The organism is Acinetobacter sp. YH12155 (genome assembly GCF_013418255.1).
Taxonomy (GTDB): domain Bacteria; phylum Pseudomonadota; class Gammaproteobacteria; order Pseudomonadales; family Moraxellaceae; genus Acinetobacter; species Acinetobacter indicus.
In genome coordinates this window covers 1-16,197 of record NZ_VPCK01000017.1, presented here as the reverse complement: position 1 = coordinate 16,197, position 16,197 = coordinate 1, and the positions used below count along the sequence as shown (strand labels likewise).

General features: G+C 43.0%; 20 protein-coding genes and 2 tRNA genes. 12 read left to right on the top strand and 10 right to left on the bottom strand.

From position 1 onward, the window contains the following. Positions 1–114 precede the first annotated feature (114 nt). Positions 115–1,062 (bottom strand): pirin family protein, encoded by a 948-nt coding sequence (locus tag FTU86_RS10835; protein ID WP_168414960.1) that lies wholly within the window; start codon positions 1,060–1,062, stop codon positions 115–117. 318 nt (positions 1,063–1,380) lie between these two features. On the opposite strand from FTU86_RS10835, the gene FTU86_RS10830 reads away from it, so the two are divergent. After that, positions 1,381–2,649, top strand: a complete 1,269-nt coding sequence (locus FTU86_RS10830) for a GGDEF domain-containing protein (protein ID WP_180036886.1) — start codon at positions 1,381–1,383, stop codon at positions 2,647–2,649. Between the two features lie 36 nt (positions 2,650–2,685). Here the strand turns inward: FTU86_RS10830 and FTU86_RS10825 are convergent, their stop codons facing one another. The 3 genes from FTU86_RS10825 to FTU86_RS10815 form a co-directional block, all read right to left on the bottom strand. Further along, positions 2,686–3,618 carry a restriction endonuclease gene (locus FTU86_RS10825; protein ID WP_168405675.1) on the bottom strand — a complete coding sequence of 311 codons (933 nt, stop codon included), beginning with the start codon at positions 3,616–3,618 and terminating at the stop codon, positions 2,686–2,688. Between the two features lie 244 nt (positions 3,619–3,862). Beyond that, positions 3,863–5,431 carry a glutamine-hydrolyzing GMP synthase gene (gene guaA, locus FTU86_RS10820; RefSeq protein WP_016658965.1) on the bottom strand — a complete coding sequence of 523 codons (1,569 nt, stop codon included), beginning with the start codon at positions 5,429–5,431 and terminating at the stop codon, positions 3,863–3,865. Between the two features lie 219 nt (positions 5,432–5,650). Further along, positions 5,651–6,067, bottom strand: coding sequence for a DoxX family protein (locus FTU86_RS10815; RefSeq protein WP_016658964.1), 417 nt, complete (start codon positions 6,065–6,067; stop codon positions 5,651–5,653). A gap of 193 nt (positions 6,068–6,260) precedes the next feature. Here FTU86_RS10815 and FTU86_RS10810 point away from each other — a divergent pair, with 193 nt between their 5' ends. Beyond that, a complete protein-coding gene (locus FTU86_RS10810) occupies positions 6,261–6,899 on the top strand; it encodes a DedA family protein (RefSeq protein ID WP_005181345.1) in 639 nt (212 codons plus the stop codon). Here the strand turns inward: FTU86_RS10810 and FTU86_RS10805 are convergent. The 5 genes from FTU86_RS10805 to FTU86_RS10785 form a co-directional block, all read right to left on the bottom strand. Further along, positions 6,896–7,489 (bottom strand): LysE family translocator, encoded by a 594-nt coding sequence (locus tag FTU86_RS10805; protein WP_005181344.1) that lies wholly within the window; start codon positions 7,487–7,489, stop codon positions 6,896–6,898. The two genes, FTU86_RS10810 and FTU86_RS10805, sit on opposite strands and share 4 nt — an antisense overlap. 219 nt (positions 7,490–7,708) lie before the next feature. Further along, positions 7,709–8,101, bottom strand: coding sequence for a hypothetical protein (locus tag FTU86_RS10800; protein ID WP_005181343.1), 393 nt, complete (start codon positions 8,099–8,101; stop codon positions 7,709–7,711). A gap of 7 nt (positions 8,102–8,108) precedes the next feature. Next, a complete protein-coding gene (locus FTU86_RS10795; RefSeq protein ID WP_005181342.1) occupies positions 8,109–8,951 on the bottom strand; it encodes a ParA family protein in 843 nt (280 codons plus the stop codon). 80 nt (positions 8,952–9,031) lie between these two features. Further along, positions 9,032–9,424 (bottom strand): SirB2 family protein, encoded by a 393-nt coding sequence (locus tag FTU86_RS10790; protein WP_160241736.1) that lies wholly within the window; start codon positions 9,422–9,424, stop codon positions 9,032–9,034. Positions 9,425–9,456: 32 nt separating this feature from the next. Next, positions 9,457–9,765, bottom strand: a complete 309-nt coding sequence (locus tag FTU86_RS10785; RefSeq protein ID WP_016658959.1) for a BolA family transcriptional regulator — start codon at positions 9,763–9,765, stop codon at positions 9,457–9,459. Between the two features lie 232 nt (positions 9,766–9,997). On the opposite strand from FTU86_RS10785, the gene FTU86_RS10780 reads away from it, so the two are divergent. After that, positions 9,998–10,073 (top strand) — tRNA-Gly (locus FTU86_RS10780). 45 nt (positions 10,074–10,118) lie between these two features. Beyond that, positions 10,119–10,194 (top strand) — tRNA-Gly (locus tag FTU86_RS10775). 325 nt (positions 10,195–10,519) lie between these two features. Here the strand turns inward: FTU86_RS10775 and FTU86_RS10770 are convergent. Then, the gene (locus FTU86_RS10770; protein WP_160241737.1) at positions 10,520–10,747 is read right to left on the bottom strand and encodes a helix-turn-helix transcriptional regulator; all 228 of its coding nucleotides are present in this window, start codon (positions 10,745–10,747) and stop codon (positions 10,520–10,522) included. Between the two features lie 115 nt (positions 10,748–10,862). On the opposite strand from FTU86_RS10770, the gene FTU86_RS10765 reads away from it, so the two are divergent. The 8 genes from FTU86_RS10765 (at position 10,863) to FTU86_RS10730 (ending at position 16,021) form a co-directional block, all read left to right on the top strand. Next, entirely contained in the window at positions 10,863–11,072 is a 210-nt protein-coding gene (locus FTU86_RS10765; protein WP_000122748.1) for a hypothetical protein, read from the top strand. 19 nt (positions 11,073–11,091) lie between these two features. Beyond that, positions 11,092–12,273 (top strand): site-specific integrase, encoded by a 1,182-nt coding sequence (locus FTU86_RS10760; RefSeq protein ID WP_160241738.1) that lies wholly within the window; start codon positions 11,092–11,094, stop codon positions 12,271–12,273. Further along, positions 12,266–12,514 (top strand): hypothetical protein, encoded by a 249-nt coding sequence (locus tag FTU86_RS10755; RefSeq protein ID WP_004895356.1) that lies wholly within the window; start codon positions 12,266–12,268, stop codon positions 12,512–12,514. The genes FTU86_RS10760 and FTU86_RS10755 overlap by 8 nt, the downstream gene beginning before the upstream one ends. Positions 12,515–12,586: 72 nt before the next feature. Continuing rightward, positions 12,587–13,165: a DUF1376 domain-containing protein gene (locus FTU86_RS10750; protein WP_168408778.1), complete on the top strand. Its 579-nt coding sequence runs from the start codon at positions 12,587–12,589 to the stop codon at positions 13,163–13,165. Positions 13,166–13,175: 10 nt separating this feature from the next. Next, on the top strand, positions 13,176–13,922 hold the full coding sequence (locus FTU86_RS10745; RefSeq protein ID WP_160241740.1) for an ATP-binding protein: 747 nt from the start codon (positions 13,176–13,178) through the stop codon (positions 13,920–13,922). 222 nt (positions 13,923–14,144) lie between these two features. Continuing rightward, positions 14,145–14,282, top strand: a complete 138-nt coding sequence (locus FTU86_RS10740; protein ID WP_160241741.1) for a hypothetical protein — start codon at positions 14,145–14,147, stop codon at positions 14,280–14,282. Between the two features lie 284 nt (positions 14,283–14,566). Beyond that, entirely contained in the window at positions 14,567–15,085 is a 519-nt protein-coding gene (locus FTU86_RS10735; RefSeq protein WP_000447193.1) for a tetratricopeptide repeat protein, read from the top strand. 231 nt (positions 15,086–15,316) lie between these two features. Continuing rightward, positions 15,317–16,021, top strand: coding sequence for an SDR family oxidoreductase (locus FTU86_RS10730; RefSeq protein WP_160241742.1), 705 nt, complete (start codon positions 15,317–15,319; stop codon positions 16,019–16,021). Positions 16,022–16,197: the final 176 nt, after the last annotated feature.

Here is a 16,197-nt window from a genome sequence, read left to right as displayed (position 1 = left end):
TTTTCTTGAAATAAAGAACCACCGGCCACCTTGACCGGTTGCGGCAACTCAGCATCATCAGGCCCACCCATCGATCGCGACGCTTGGGCCTGAAGTTCAATTCATCATGCCTGCTTAACGTGAAGCACGCATTTTATCTGGCAGGGCCGGTGCTTCCAGCCGTGGCCCATTATAATCTGGAATGCTGCCAAAACGCGGGTCCTGATTGACCCACTGGTCACGTGCCTCGCTCAGCTCGTCCTGGGTACGTCCGACAAAGTTCCACCATAGTAAAATCGCGGATTCAAATGGCTCACCGCCCAGTAACAGTACGCGTGCACCCTGGTGCAGTTCAATCTCAATGTCCTGCAGACCCGGCTCCAGCACCACCATATTGTCTTCGTTCAGTTCATGCTGGTTAATATGCGCCGTGCCTTCTAGCGCCATAAAGCCATATTCAAAGGCCGGATTCAGCTGAAGCCGGGTGCGTACCGTTTCTGCCGCAGTTAAGTCCAATGCCAGTAACGGGCTATGCACCTCAACCGGCGAGCGGGTTTCCAGAAACTCTCCGACCAGTACGGTAAATTCAACCCCATCTCGTGACACCACCGGTAATTCAGGATAATGGTCAAAACGCGGCGGCATATTGCGCTTGGCATCCGGCAAGGCAATCCACAGCTGGGCCGCATGCATGTGGGTTTCCTGCTCTGGCGCGACTTCGGTATGCGAAATCCCCTGCCCGGCTGTCATCAGGTTGACCTGTTTCGGCCGGATCAATTGTTTGGAGCCGATACTATCGGTATGCATGAGGGTGCCTTCAATCATCCAGGTAAAGGTTTGCAGGCCAATATGCGGATGTGGTCCGACATCTAGCCCGTCACCCTGCGGAAAGCTGACCGGACCGGCATGGTCTAAAAAGCACCAGGCGCCAATCATGCGTTTATGACGGCTGGGCAAGGCGCGTTTAATGACGGTGCCCTGCCCGATTTCTGCACGGCGCAGCGGCACTTCCTGAATAAACTGCTGGATATATTTTTCACAATCGTCTGAATGGGACAGTTCGGTATAGTTGGCATTGGTCATAGTTGTATCCTAACTCTGGCGATGTTCCATGTCGCTCATCTTGTTGTTTATCTTATACGCGGATGCTGCATGAGTTTGCTATAGTTCAGTTAATATGCAGCATTCTCCTGGCAGAACAATCAAAAAATCGCTTTTTGTTGTAAGGATTCATGTGAGCACCAGCGCACAATTTCCCCTCTTTTCCTGCCGTTTTCAGGCTTTTTTTCAGCAAATTACCCATATTTAGGGAGGTCTTTTTTTAATCGCGAAAGCTATACTATTACTTTGATTTTATTAAAGACTTGGGGCAATTCTATGAAGATAGGAAATCGGATTAGAATGTCGACGAATTCAACAGATCTTGCACCCGATGATTCGGATCGACATATTTTACAAGCGTCAGAGTGCGACCTGGAAAGTCGTCAGGCCCTGGAACAGGCCCTGCAAGATCCGGCTGCCCGTATTCCGCCCCAGTTTGAAGACTATTTTTATAAATTCCAGACCATTCACCAGAAGCTGTATTTACAACAGGTCAATCACATTGGCCAGCTGGCATTTTTACTGTACTTTTTCGCCGATTATTTTGTACTGCCCGATGTCAGTCTGCTCTCCGGTATCGCCAGAGTCATCGTGATTGTACTGGCCATCAGCATTAATTATTTCCTGTTCAAATATGTGAAAGATATCCGGATCCATGACCAGATTTTACCGGTCGGCACGCTGGTTTGTGCCGGCCTGTGGTTTTATCTGATGTCCTTGTCGAACAGCCCCTATATCGATATCTATATCTATGCCTCGGTCATTTTTGTGGTGCTGGCCAATTTGTGTATTCAGGTGCGCTTTAAGCCGGCGCTATATACCTCGTTTTTAATCAGTACCGTGGTGTTTTTAGGCGTATCTAACTTAACCAGTGCCATTGAAACCATTATTTTTGCGCTGGTCTATCTGCCAATCTGGCTGTTCAGTTTATATATCAGCTGGACCAATACCCTGAATGCACGGCGTAATTTTCTCAGAACCATGCTGAATGACTGGAATTTCCATATTCTGCAAGAGCTGGCACATACCGACGAGCTGACCCAACTCAGCAACCGCCGCCAGTTTGTGCATATTGCCGAGCATAAGGTACATGAATGGCCGCAGCATGCTTCGACCTGCCTGCTGATGTTTGATGTCGATTATTTCAAGCAGATTAATGACACCCATGGTCATGATGTCGGTGATCAGGTGCTGCAGACCATTGCTGATATTGCCCGTAAGGAAATGCGGCGCAAGGATATTCTGGCGCGTTTTGGTGGCGAGGAATTTACCGCTTTACTCACCGAAACCAGTCTGCAGGATGCACTGCTGATTGCCGAACGTTTAAGAACCAAAATTGCCCAGCACCGGATTTATATTGGCCAGAATATCAGCCTGAATTTTACCGTTTCGATTGGGGTATCTGAGCTCAAAGCCGAACAGCCTGATTTAACCACATTAATTAAAGAAGCTGATATTGCCTTATACGCGGCCAAACAGCATGGGCGTAATTGTGTGCTGCACTATGATATTGGCATGAGTGAACCGAAAAAACCGACCTGCCCGTCCAATATTTCCTGGGTGGTTTAAATGCAAAAAGAGCGCCGAGGCGCTCTGCAAAATGAATTAGAAATTATCTTCATCAAAACGGTCTTGGTCGATTTTATAGATATGGAAACTCCGTTCTATCTGTACCCCTAAACCAAATTCAATCATCAAGGAGGTCAGCTTATTGCCATCAATTAAAACAATACCTGATTTCTTCGCAGACTCAATTGCCTCTTTACTAAAACTTGAAGTTGTAATGAAAACACCCTTCTTGGCGACCTGATCTGCCAAAGCGCCTTTAAACTGCTGAATATCAGGACGCCCCACGGTATTTTCCCAGCGTTTTGCTTGAATATAAATTTTATCCAGACCTAAGCGATCTTCGCTGATTACACCATCAATTCCACCATCATTCGTTTTTCCAATTGCTTGCGCTGCATCTTGATGTGAACCGCCATACCCCATAGCGACAAGAAGATCGACAACAAGTCGTTCAAAAAATAAAGGAGATTTATCTTTTATGATCTGAAGTAAATCATTTTTCAAATTAGACTTTAATAATTCTGTCGTAGTCTGAATCGTTTCTTCAGGTGTTTGTGTTTCCGGATAAACATTTAAACTTTCTGCATCTGTTAAAGTTTTAACTTCCGATTCAGCTTCATTTTTCTTGCCAAATTTAAAACTTTTAAACCCGTCAAATTGGGCTAAAAATTCATTGGTTATAGCATTTAAATTTTTTAAATCAATTGTTCTTCCTAAATCACTGATCTCACAATAGGCCCTTTTAGGCTGCTGAATTAAGCCTGCTTTGACTAAATATGTCTTTGCCCATGAAACTCTATCTTTAAATATATTTTTTCCACTTGGCAGTGTTTGATTTAAATCTTCTTCAGACAGATTTGAACGTTCAGCTAAAACATCAGCAGCATCTGAAATTTTAATGGGCTGATCTAATTCCGACAATAATCTCATTAAAGGAAGCATTAACTGATCGTATGTAGGTAAAGACATATTTTTAAACTTAAGATTTTATTTTTATTCAGTATAAATAAAAAAAGAGCGCTTAAGCGCTCTTTTTTAAATAATTTCGGGCTTCTAAACTGCCGCGCACCTTGCGCCGATTTTAAAAGCAATGCTTTAAAATGGGCTCATGGCGTAATTCAGGCACAAAGCAATGCTTCGTAAAACCCCACTGCCGCGGGCACAGCCCTTGGCGTAATTCAGGCGGACAGCAGTACTATCCGAAAGCCCTGAATTACTCCCATTCAATTGTTGCAGGTGGTTTAGACGATACGTCATATACCACACGTGAAACGTCTTTAATCTCGTTCATGATACGAGTTGAAATACGATCTACCAGATCATATGGCAGGTGCGCGAAACGTGCTGTCATAAAGTCAACTGTTTCAACGGCACGCAGGGCAACAACCCAGGCATAACGACGGCCATCACCCACCACCCCAACAGATTTCACTGGCTGGAATACAGCAAAGGCTTGTGCAGTTTTGTCATACCAGCCGCTGGCACGCAGTTCCTGCATAAAGATGTCATCAGCCAGACGTAAAATGTCGGCATATTCTTTTTTCACTTCACCCAGAATACGCACGCCCAAACCTGGACCCGGGAATGGATGACGGTAAATCATGCTGTGTGGCAGACCTAAAGTGGTGCCCAGTTTACGTACTTCATCTTTAAACAGGTCACGTAACGGTTCAACCAGTTCAAAAGCCAAATCATCCGGTAAACCACCCACGTTGTGGTGTGATTTAATTACATGCGCCTTGCCCTGTTTGCTGGCGGCAGATTCAATCACGTCTGGATAAATCGTACCTTGTGCCAGGAATTTCACACCATCTAATTTACGTGCTTCTTCAGCAAACACTTCAATAAATTCACGACCAATAATCTTACGTTTCGCTTCAGGATCAGTGACCCCTGCCAGTGCAGACAGGAAACGATCTTCCGCATCGGCGCGAATCACGCGGATCCCCATGTTGTCAGCAAACATTTGCATAACCTGGTCGCCTTCGTTTAAACGCAGCAAACCGTTGTCTACGAATACACAGGTCAACTGATCGCCAATTGCTTTATGCAGCAATGCAGCAACCACAGAAGAATCCACACCGCCTGACAGACCCAGCAGTACTTTTTCATCGCCAATCTGTTCACGTAGCTGTTCTACACGCAGGTCGATAATGTGCTCTGGTGTCCACAGACCGCGACAGCCACAAATCTGGTGTACGAAGTTCGACAGTAATTCCGCACCTTTAGAAGTGTGCGTTACTTCCGGGTGGAACTGGATGCCGTAGAAACGACGTGTTTCGTCAGATACCATGGCAATTGGGCAGCTTGGAGTTTGCGCTGTCACCTGGAAACCTTCCGGAATACGGGCAACTTTATCGCCGTGGCTCATCCAGACATGCAGCTGGTTTTCACGGTCTTGCAGGTTACCAATCAGCTGGTCACGCACCACGATGTCTACTTCTGCATAGCCAAACTCATGGACAGTACCTGGCTCAACTTTACCGCCAAGCTGTTCGCACATGGTTTGCAGGCCATAACAAATGCCCAATACCGGCACACCCAGTTCAAACACCACTTGTGGTGCACGCGGGCTGCCTTCCTGGTGAACGCTTTCAGGTCCACCCGACAAGATGATACCGTTTGGATTAAATGCACGAATGTCTTCTTCAGACATGTCATAGGCATACATTTCAGAATATACGCCAGCTTCACGAACACGACGTGCGATGAGCTGACTATATTGAGAACCGAAATCCAGAATCAGGATACGATCTTCAGTAATTTGAGTATTGGTAGTCATGACAAACAACTATGAGAGGCAAACGAATATAAGCGCCGTATTCTAGCATTTTTTCTGCGCATTAAACACAAGATTCAGATCAGTCTGTGTGGATCTCCGAATTAGGCCGCTACCGGCAGATGTTCCCGACCCTCTTCTTTATTATCTATTTAGGCAAAAAATAAGGCAGCCGGAGCTGCCTGTACTGAATGACGGGACATTATTTCCCTGCATTGCATCTTATTTTTCAATCAGATGATCCAGACTCAGTTTACCTGCACCTTGCAGCACCAATAGCAGGAAACCACCTGAAATCGCCAGGTTCTTCATCAGGTTAACCGCATCTTCCGGTGCGCCATGGAACATAAATGCAGTCAGCAAACTGAATACTGCCAGTGCCAATGCCACCAGACGGGTTTGCAGACCCAGTAAAATCGCCAGACCACCACCCAGCTCCAGCAGAATCACCAGTGGCAACAGGCCACCCGGCACGCCCATCGCTTCCATATAGCCCACCGTTGCGCTATAGCCGGCAATTTTGCCCCAGCCCGACACAATAAAAATATAAGCCAGCAAGACACGCGCCAGTAGCAGCGACAGGTTGTTTAAGGCAGGGGTTTGAAAGATTTTGGCAACCACAGTATTTGGATTAAACATGAGAGAACCTACAGCAGATCAGTAAAAAGATGCTGCTATCTTAGGGACTGGCCGAATATCAAAAAATCACCATTTCAAAGATGTATCGTTGCAAATTTAGAATGATGACAGCGGAAATTTATTTACGTTTTTCTACTGACTTTCACCAACCGGACTGATAGGATTTGACTACATTTCTGCTTGTTTTTCCCTCATGGAACTGATTGATTTTATCCTGCATGTTGATGCGCATTTACTTGAGTTCATTACCAATTATGGGGTCTGGATTTATGCCATCCTGTTTCTGATTATTTTTGTTGAAACCGGTCTGGTGGTGATGCCCTTTTTACCGGGGGACAGCCTGTTATTTGCAGCCGGTGCGCTGGCGGCCTCGACCGGTGCCATGGACCCGTGGTTATTGGGCGGCTTACTGTTTATTGCCGCTGTCTTGGGCGATACCCTGAACTATCATATTGGTAAATATATTGGGCCACGGGTATTTGAAATTGAATCACGCTTTATTAATAAAAAACACCTAATTGCCACCCAGCAATTCTTTGCCAAGCATGGCGGTAAAACCATTATTTTTGCCCGTTTTGTGCCTTTTGCCCGCACCTTCGCCCCTTTTGTTGCCGGTGCCGGGAGCATGAACTATAAATACTTTCTAACCTATAACGTAGTGGGCGCTTTCTGCTGGATTGGCTCATTTATTACCCTGGGTTATCTGTTTGGTAACATGCCAATTGTGAAAGAGAATTTTACCTATCTGATTTTTGGCATCATTATTTTAAGTGTCTTGCCGGGGGTGATTGGTTTTGCCCGCCAGAAGCTGAAAAAGCAGGTCCGCGCTTAAGCGAAAAAGCGCAGAATAACCGGAAAAGCACACAGCACCAGCAACATGGCCGATCCTTTATACAAGAGATCGGCTTTTATTTGCTTGGATTCTCCCGATAAAATCGCGCGACCAAAAGACATCCAGAACAGCGCAGTCGGCAACAGCACCAGACAGAACACTGCATAAACCATCAAGAAATTGGTCGGATTATCCCAGGTTTCAGTCGGTAAAATCCCGGCAGCAAAAAGTAGTGCCTTGGGATTTTTTAAGGTGGCAAAAAACAGCTGATGCGGGCGGATAGACGGGTTGAGCTGGTTATGCTTGACCAGATGCGCATGCTTCCACAAATGAAAAGCCGTCCACAGCACATATAGTGCGCTCAGGCCATGCAGAATATGGCTTAAATACGGCCAGATTGGGACGGTCAGATGAATCAGCAGCGCCCACAAACTGATGGCATATAAATAGCCGAGCAGCTCGGCAGGCACAAATAAACTGGTTCTGGCAACTCCATGTTGATGTGCTGAACTTGCAAGCAAAGCATTGGTTGGTCCCGGAATAAGCAGAACCGCAATCATTGCCAGCACAAACAGCCAACTTTCAATCATAGACACCTGAAATTACCTGAAATTAGGCGCACACCTTATATTAATTTGATAAAAACTGACAAGTTTTTCTCACGACTGGGAGGATATTTGGACAGATAAAAAAGCCTTTATTTTTATTTAAATTTAAGATTTTTAATAATTTTTTCTGAAACATTTTGCTAAGATTTTTCACGCCGTGACTCGCATAAACTGCCAGCCCAGCGTGAAAAATGCGAAGCCTTAACTGGCCTGCTTGGTGCGTACAACAATTGGACAGCCTTTAAAACGCGCCGCCTGCACAATGGCTTCCTGCTCGCCCAGCACCCGTGCCAGTTCAGTATTTTTGGTATTCGATGATTGTCCCATATTGACCGAAACACTTGGGCCAATGCCCCAGCCGCCACGACTGCCCCAGCCTCCGCCAAGACCCACCCCCACACCAACGCCGGTCCGTTTAGGCGCCTGTACGCCCTGATCAATATAGGACTGAATCCGGTTATATTCGCTTTGCAGCTGCTGGCAGTTCAGCGCCTGATAATGTGTAGGCGAGACATAGGTCGGTTTAACCGTCGTGGCACAGGCACCCAGCAGCAAGGTTCCGGCAGCCAGCAGGCTGATATACAGTGTTTTCATGCCCATCTCAGGATTGTTTCTGTTCAATCTCATTGAACAACGATTGATAGGCCTGCGTCAATTTATGATCTGTAGCAAAATGAATAAGCGGCAGATTTTTATGATGCGACTCTTTCATGATGACTGAGGGTGGCAGCATGCTGTTAAATACCGGTAACTGCTCCTCTTTCAGCTGCTCGACCACTTCTCGTGGCAGCTTGGCCTGGGCCTGGAACTGGTTCACCACAATGCCTTCAATCTCCAGCTCGGCATTATGATCTTCCTGGGTTTCCAGCACATTTTCAATCAGGCTGTGCAGGGCACGTTTGGAAAACACATCGCAGTCAAACGGAATTAATACCCGGTCAGCCGCAATCAGCGCCGATAAGGTAAAGAAGTTAAACGCCGGCGGTGTATCAATAAAGACCCGCTCATAACGCCCGGCCAGTGAGGCCAAGGCATCCCGCAATTTATAGATTTTATGTTTGCTTTCTAAGGCATGGGCCAGACTGCCCAGGTCCGGACTGGCTGGAATTACATCCAGATTTGGAAAGGGCGATTGATGCACATAGGCTTCCAGACCTTTGGCGCGGCTTTTTAAGATCGAGCCCAAGGCATTGCCAATTAAGCCTTTGCTTTGGGTATTGCCCAGCACTTCTTCAAAATAGTTCTGGATATTTGGCTCTAGTGCCGGCTTATGGGTGGAATAGGTGGCATCATCACCCAGTAAATACTGGCTGGAGTTGGCTTGCGGGTCCAAATCAATGACCAGGGTTTTAAAGCCCTGATGGGCACTGATGGCGGCCAGATTGACCGTAATACTGGATTTTCCAACGCCGCCTTTCTGGTTAAAGACCACACGTGTTCGCATGTCTATCCCTCTGATTTTATATTCTAATTGGCTCAAGTGTAGCGAAGTATAGCCGAGAGATAGACATTATTGTCGAACAATTAACCAAAACTTGGCTTGATCATTACCAAGGCGATAATCGCCAGTAATGCAACCAGGGCTATGCCCCAGCCGGCGCGGCGTTGCACCAGTAAAATACTGTCCGTTTTACGGTAGGCTTTCATTAACGAAGACAGCATCACCAGGAATAAAATGATTTTGGCATAAAACCAGGTTTCAACCTGAAAATCCTTTAATGCCAGCAGCACAATTCCGGTTACTACTATCAGCGTAACCGATAAATGTTGTAGCGCCACCCATAGTGTGCGTCCGGCCGGATTGGGCTGGTTGCCCTGCACGCCTTTAAATAAGGTCAGGCCACGGGCCAGCAGAATGACCAGCAATACGCTGATGCTGGTCATATGAATAATTTTAAGTAAAAGTTGGGTTTCCATGAACTGTTCTGATCTCTATTTCTTGTTCGGGGTTATTGTTTCGGGGCGTGGGCACATTCCGGGCTTGAGGTATCCTGTCCTTGCCATTCATCCTGAACAAAGGCATGAATTGCCAGCGCATGAATCTTGCTTGGACTTAACAGATCACCGACCGCGGCATAGACTTGTTGATGACGCTGCACCAGACGTAAACCGGCAAACTGTTCACTAACGATTACCACCTTAAAATGAGATTCCTTCCCCGGATAATAGCCGCCGTGGCCAGAAGATTCATTCACCACGTCTAAATGTGTCGGGTTCAGGGTGTGTAAGCGTTCAATCAGTTGTTGTTCTATGCTCATGATCATGCATCCAAAAAGGCCTGAGATTAATCTTAGTATACCCTGTTCTTTTTGCGATATTGTGGCGACCGGCTGAAAACCACCTTTTTCCCGCTTGAACCGCCGCTATTGGCTGATTTCACAGCAGAAATCATCTAAACCTTGGTCAAAATGGCTTTTATTTATGCAATCAGCACAAGTTTTTTCACAAAGTTATTGACCCTGTTTTTGCATAATGTATTATACACCGCATGCGGGAATAGCTCAGTTGGTAGAGCACAACCTTGCCAAGGTTGGGGTCGCGAGTTCGAGTCTCGTTTCCCGCTCCAAATTCTTTTTTGTTCATTTTTTAAAGTAAAAAATTGATCGACCCTGCGGGAATAGCTCAGTTGGTAGAGCACAACCTTGCCAAGGTTGGGGTCGCGAGTTCGAGTCTCGTTTCCCGCTCCAAATTCAAAAAGCCCTGATCGAAAGATTGGGGCTTTTTTCTTGTTGATTTTATTATATTTTTTAAAAACTCTTCTTCCTTTGTTATTCGATTCAATAAAAAATATTCTTAATGTAATTTGTATTTTGTGACCAAGATGTGACCATAGCGTGCCCACAACAAAAAAAATGGTCTCAATTGATCTTAAATGTCCTCAATCGATCACCACTTTCAGAGCTTTTTTGAAGGCAAAAAATCACCCTGTTCTCTTCCAAACAAGGTATTTTTTACCAAATGATCAATAATTTGTGACCATTTCACTTTTTGATGTGACCATTTGTGACCAAACTACTGACTAACAGATTGTTCTTTATTGTCTTTTTCAAAAACAAATAAATCCCCTACCTGTACATCCAAATAATCACAAATTCGATCGATGGTCTCCAAATCAATTCGAGTCAATTCGCCATTATAAAGCTTATGCAAAGTTGTCTTATTAATGCCTGTACCACGAATTAAGTCAGCTACACGCATTTTTCTTTCAGCCAACAATATTGGTAGCTTACAAATAACCATTAATTTTTCCTCTAATACAATGAAAATTTAATTGCATTTAATTAAATTTGAGGTTATTTTAGGTCTAAGGATGAAAAATTCCTTACATCCGATGAATTACGCTAGGAATACAATTATGTCATATACCTATCTCACAGCCCAGCAACTGGCTGAAAAAATCCAGTACGACGCTCGTACCATTCGCAACCAGCTGAAGGACAGTGTCTTTATTGAAGGTGTTCACTACATCCGTCCTTTTGGTGGCCGCAAAATTCTTTTTGTTTGGGAACGTATTGAAACTGAAATGCTTAAATTCACTGGTTTAAGCATGGATGCTTTGCAATAAGGCTTAGGAGGTTTAACTGATGGCTACCATCCGGGAACGAAGTGGCAAACTGATTGCCGACTTTCGCTACATGGGCATTCGTTGCAGAGAAACAACCAATCTTGAAGACAATGCCTATAACCGTCGCATTTTGAAAAAACGTCTCGAACAGCTTGAGGCAGAAATCACACTGGGCACTTTTGAATACGAAAAGTACTTTCCAAAAAGTAAACGTGTCGATGATTTTAAGGAAAAAAGAAGTCAGCAAATCGCTGTACAAACTAGGGTTCCTCTTTTTAAAGAGTTTACTGAATTGTGGTTTAAGCAGAAACAAGTTGAATGGAGAACCTCATACCAGCAAAAGGTTTCAATTGTAATCAAAAACTATTTGATTCCTGCTTTTGGTAATCAGGTTCTCTCGAAAATCAAGAAGTCAGACTTGCTGAACTTCCGTGCCTCTCTCGCCAAAGTGACACACGGAAAAGATCAGACAAGTCTAAAAGCATCGAGGATCAATCAAATCATGACGCCTTTACGTATGATACTCAATGATGCGGCTGAACGATACGAGTTTGAGTCGCCTTATAAAAATATTAACAATCTGAAGGAAAGCAAGATTGAAGTCACACCTTTTTCTCTGGAAGAGGTGCATAAAATTCTTACCACAGTGCGTGAAGACTTCCGCCCCTATTACACCATTCGCTTTTTTACGGGTATGCGTACCAGTGAAATCGATGGTCTGCAATGGAAAAATATCGACTTACAACGTCGTGAAATCCATATCAGAGAAGCGTTAGTGAATGGTGTGCTTGGTGGAACCAAAACTTATGGTTCTGACCGTACCATCCAAATGAGTGATCGGGTTTATCAGGCCTTCCTACAACAGAAAAGCTTAAATAATGGCAAATCAGAGTTTGTATTCTGCAATCGTGACGGTGGACCTCTCGATTACCGTCTGGTGAATAAACGTGTCTGGCATCCGATCTTGCGCTTTCTAGGATTGAAGCCTAGAAGAGCCTATCAAACACGTCATACCGCAGCAACACTCTGGCTGTCGGCGGGAGAGAATCCGGAATGGATCGCACGTCAATTGGGGCATTCAACGACTGAAATGCTATTCCGGGTCTATAGCCGTTACATCCCCAATGTTACGCGTCGCGATGGCAGTGCTTTTGAAGCCATGCTGGAAAAACTAAATACAGAGGAGCTTGCACATGAATAGTAAAGCTTTCTTTGGTGGTGTGGTCGTCAGTCCTGAAGCAGATATGGTCGCTCGTGAATTAATCCATGAGCTACACATTCCCAAACTGCACAATCTGGCATTTTTGCTGGAGATCAACAAATGCTTCGATGATCACCAGGCGTTGAGACTCTGGTTACAGCGAATGTTGGATGAAGGGCAAGCCCATTACGATGACTTGGCCCAACAGGCCCGTCTCCGCTTAATGAGTCTCGCTCACTAATAAAACAAACACAGACAGAAGGTCATCCAATCGATGACCTTAGCCCCTCTATATCTATAAAAAGGTGAACACATGCATAAAGATATTTCAATTTGGATGCCACTCTATATTGGCGACCTACAGGCAAAATTTGCACGAATGACGGCAGAACAAATTGGTGCGGCACTGCTGTTAATGATGGATTTCTGGAAAAATGGTGCCATCCCTCATGACCTAGCTACTGTATGTAGCATCACGAAATTACCTCAGCACACCAAGGCTAAAACTTTGTTGAATACGCTGATGGCTCTGGAATTGTTTGAAGTCGAGTCTGAGCAGATTCATTCAAGTTTTTTAACCAGTTTAAAAAGCCAGGCATTGCAAAATCAGCAAATGAAATCTGATAAAGCTAAAAATGCAGCTCAAGCACGCTGGAATAAATCCGCAAGTAATGCTCAAGCATCAACCAAGCAACGAAAAGTAAATGCTCAAGCAGCTCCTGAGAAGAGCTCGAGTATTACTCAAGCCATGCTTGAATCATGCCCTTCATCTTCATCTTCATCTTCATCTTCATCTTCATCTTCATCTTCATCTTCATCTTCATCTTCATCTTCATCTTCAAATTTTGAAGAAAAAAATGAGAGTTTTTTAGAAAATTCAAAATGGATTTAGGAGATCAGCCATGAATACCATGCTTAAAACACTCCAGTTTCGCGCAGAAACAATAGAAACACTCTGCCCTACCCATCATATACCCCTGATGGAAATCGCCGGTCACAGGCTCTGTAAATTGTGTGCCAAAGAAACCGTCCATCACTCACATGCAGCCTATGCAGATGAGCTGCAACAGCGATTGCTACAACAGAAAATTAAAAATTCAGGGCTCAATAAACGTTACCTGGATCGTGGCTTCAAGAATTATGTAGTTGCATGCCCTGCACAAGACGATACCATCAAACTATGTCAGGCCTTTGCACAGCAGATTATTTCTGACCACAACCCGAACATGTTGATGATTGGTACACCGGGTACAGGTAAAACCCATCTGAGTGCATCAATTATTCGCAACATTCTGCATAATAGTACAAAATCTGCACGCTACTATACCAGTGCAGAAATCGCTCAAAAAATGATGGATACCTGGTCAGATGCTTCACGCTCTGAGAAAGAAGTTATCGACCATTTCTCCAGTTTTGATTTATTGGTGATTGATGAATATGGCCTGCATGACCGGCATGAAAAACGCCTGGAGATGGTGCATAAGATCTTATATAGTCGTTATGACAATATGAAATCTACCCTGCTGATTTCCAATTTCACAGTCCAAAATATGCAGCGGGATTTAGGTGTCCGATTATGGTCACGATTACATGAAAACAATTTGATTGTAGTACCGTGTTATTGGGATGATCGACGAATAAGCGGATAGCCAAACTCTTTGCTCAAGCCAATTATCTTCCGAGATAATTGGCTTTCTTTCTAAAGATTCAGAACATCTAACCCAGCAGATAACTCTCGGTTTCCACAATCAATATCCTATTAAGTTTGAACGGCTTTGTTGCACAAAGATTTCATAACTATATGATTTTAAAAGTTTTGATTATTTTTTGATCCAAAATTAAATTTATTTAAATCAGATGCTTACATATTTATGCAACAAAGCCGTGGTAAAGGAATCAACAGAAACGTAGCTAAAGCAATAGAAATAATTAAGCCTTTAGCTGAGTTAGGTGATTCTAAAGCGCAAGAAAATCTTAAATGGTATGTAGAGCATCCAAATCAATATTAATTAAGATTGTCTAAAATTAACATAATACACGTTATACGAAGTCCTAAAAATGAGTTTATGATACTGATTTTTATGTGTTTTTTAAAGTTTAAAGTCTGGACTAGTGTCTAGGCTTTTTCATTTCGTATAACAGCCATTATGTTAAATAGAGATAAGACATACTCTAATTTTAGAGTTTTCTTTTAGGTATGATATAAAAATATACAAGCCTAACAGTTTAGTTTAAAGGTTAAAAATTGAATAAATTAACAAATATTTTTATGGCTTTAGGAGTTTGCCTTTCAATGGAAACATTTGCAGAACCTGTTTTTTCTAATGATTTATTAGCGAAAGCAGAAAATGGAGATACTTCTGCTCAGTTAGAATTAGCCGAGATTTATCTATATGGTCATGGTGTTGATTCAGATGAAAATCAAGCTGAAGTTTGGGCTCTTAAATCAGCAGAAAATGGAAATGTAGCAGCAATGTTTTGGTTAGCTGATGGATATGTTACTTATGCTAGATTAATGGAAGATGATGACAAAAACGATTCTTTAGAACATTTCCAAAAAGCTTTTAAGTGGTTTCAGAAAGCCTCAGAAAATGGCCATTCTGAATCAATGGTTGAGTTAGCTGATCTATATACTCGTGCAGATAGCGGAATAGAAGTTAATATTAATAAAGCTTTTGAACTTCGTGAAAAGGCTGCAAAGTTAGGTAATAAGAAAGCAATGCGAAGTCTTTCCGTTATGTATCGTGATGGTATAGGTATTCCTAAAAATACTGATTTAGCTCAAAGTTGGTGGGATAAGTCTGAAAATTAGTTTTAATATTTCCTAAAATTAACATAATACACGTTATGCGAAATTAGAAAAATGAGTTTATTACACTGATATTTATCTGTTTTTTAAATTTTAGACCTGGGTTGGTGCCCAGGTTTTTTTATTGCGTATAACCACCATTATGTTAAATACATAAATAGGCATTAAAGGTGAATGGACATTCCAGACAGAATTGTTCAGTATCTTTTAGTTTAGTTAGATGGTTGATATCACATGAAAAGAGTTTATTTGGTAACAGGTGCAACTAGGGGGATTGGTAGAGCAATCTGTCAGAAAATAATTGATGATGGTAATGAAGTTATTGGTATTGCAAGAAATATAGAAAATATAGAATTCCCTGGAAAATTATATCAATGTGATTTAAAAAATATTGAGCAGACTCAAGAAGTGCTAGAAAGTATTTCAGCTTCTTATCAGGTCAATGGAATCGTTAATAATGCTGGAATTAGTCTACCTGAGCCCTTAGGTGGAATTAATTTAGAATCTTTAAATGATGTCTGGAACTTAAATGTTCGGACAGCTATTCAAGTTACGCAACATTTTATTGAAGATCTAAAGAAACAAAATTCAGGAAGGATCATTAATATTGGAAGTCGTGCTATGTATGGCTCTAAAGAAAGAACATCTTATGCTGCCGCGAAGAGTGCTTTGGTCGGGTGTACACGTACATGGGCTTTAGAGCTAGCGGATTATGGTATTACAGTGAATTGTGTTGCTCCTGGACCAATTGAAACAGAACTTTTCAGAAAGACTAGACCAAAAGGAAGTGATGCTGAAAAAGCACTATTAGATAAAATACCTCTTGGTAGAATAGGTACGCCAGAGGATGTTGCTAATGCTGTTTCATTTTTACTTTCAGATAATTCAAGCTTCATTACAGGTCAAGTAATTAATGTTGATGGTGGCGGAAGTCTATAAAGCTTTAATTGTACTAGCTCAAACCTGATCTGACAGTTACCCATTTTTTCTCTGTACACGACAAATTTCACAGAACCCTTATCCTATCAGGATTCTGCTTTCTTAAAATTGCCAAAATTTCCTTAAACTCTTCTTTTTTCCCAAAACCAATTAAACGCTGAATCGCCATTTGAACA

Bases quoted from the DNA above. Each gene is read 5' to 3' on its own strand.
- FTU86_RS10835 (WP_168414960.1), bottom strand. From the start codon at position 1,062: ATGACCAATGCCAACTATACCGAACTGTCCCATTCAGACGATTGTGAA.
- FTU86_RS10830 (WP_180036886.1), top strand. From the start codon at position 1,381: ATGTCGACGAATTCAACAGATCTTGCACCCGATGATTCGGATCGACAT.
- FTU86_RS10825 (WP_168405675.1), bottom strand. From the start codon at position 3,618: ATGTCTTTACCTACATACGATCAGTTAATGCTTCCTTTAATGAGATTA.
- guaA (WP_016658965.1), bottom strand. From the start codon at position 5,431: ATGACTACCAATACTCAAATTACTGAAGATCGTATCCTGATTCTGGAT.
- FTU86_RS10815 (WP_016658964.1), bottom strand. From the start codon at position 6,067: ATGTTTAATCCAAATACTGTGGTTGCCAAAATCTTTCAAACCCCTGCC.
- FTU86_RS10810 (WP_005181345.1), top strand. From the start codon at position 6,261: ATGGAACTGATTGATTTTATCCTGCATGTTGATGCGCATTTACTTGAG.
- FTU86_RS10805 (WP_005181344.1), bottom strand. From the start codon at position 7,489: ATGATTGAAAGTTGGCTGTTTGTGCTGGCAATGATTGCGGTTCTGCTT.
- FTU86_RS10800 (WP_005181343.1), bottom strand. From the start codon at position 8,101: ATGAAAACACTGTATATCAGCCTGCTGGCTGCCGGAACCTTGCTGCTG.
- FTU86_RS10795 (WP_005181342.1), bottom strand. From the start codon at position 8,951: ATGCGAACACGTGTGGTCTTTAACCAGAAAGGCGGCGTTGGAAAATCC.
- FTU86_RS10790 (WP_160241736.1), bottom strand. From the start codon at position 9,424: ATGGAAACCCAACTTTTACTTAAAATTATTCATATGACCAGCATCAGC.
- FTU86_RS10785 (WP_016658959.1), bottom strand. From the start codon at position 9,765: ATGAGCATAGAACAACAACTGATTGAACGCTTACACACCCTGAACCCG.
- FTU86_RS10770 (WP_160241737.1), bottom strand. From the start codon at position 10,747: ATGGTTATTTGTAAGCTACCAATATTGTTGGCTGAAAGAAAAATGCGT.
- FTU86_RS10765 (WP_000122748.1), top strand. From the start codon at position 10,863: ATGTCATATACCTATCTCACAGCCCAGCAACTGGCTGAAAAAATCCAG.
- FTU86_RS10760 (WP_160241738.1), top strand. From the start codon at position 11,092: ATGGCTACCATCCGGGAACGAAGTGGCAAACTGATTGCCGACTTTCGC.
- FTU86_RS10755 (WP_004895356.1), top strand. From the start codon at position 12,266: ATGAATAGTAAAGCTTTCTTTGGTGGTGTGGTCGTCAGTCCTGAAGCA.
- FTU86_RS10750 (WP_168408778.1), top strand. From the start codon at position 12,587: ATGCATAAAGATATTTCAATTTGGATGCCACTCTATATTGGCGACCTA.
- FTU86_RS10745 (WP_160241740.1), top strand. From the start codon at position 13,176: ATGAATACCATGCTTAAAACACTCCAGTTTCGCGCAGAAACAATAGAA.
- FTU86_RS10740 (WP_160241741.1), top strand. From the start codon at position 14,145: ATGCAACAAAGCCGTGGTAAAGGAATCAACAGAAACGTAGCTAAAGCA.
- FTU86_RS10735 (WP_000447193.1), top strand. From the start codon at position 14,567: ATGGAAACATTTGCAGAACCTGTTTTTTCTAATGATTTATTAGCGAAA.
- FTU86_RS10730 (WP_160241742.1), top strand. From the start codon at position 15,317: ATGAAAAGAGTTTATTTGGTAACAGGTGCAACTAGGGGGATTGGTAGA.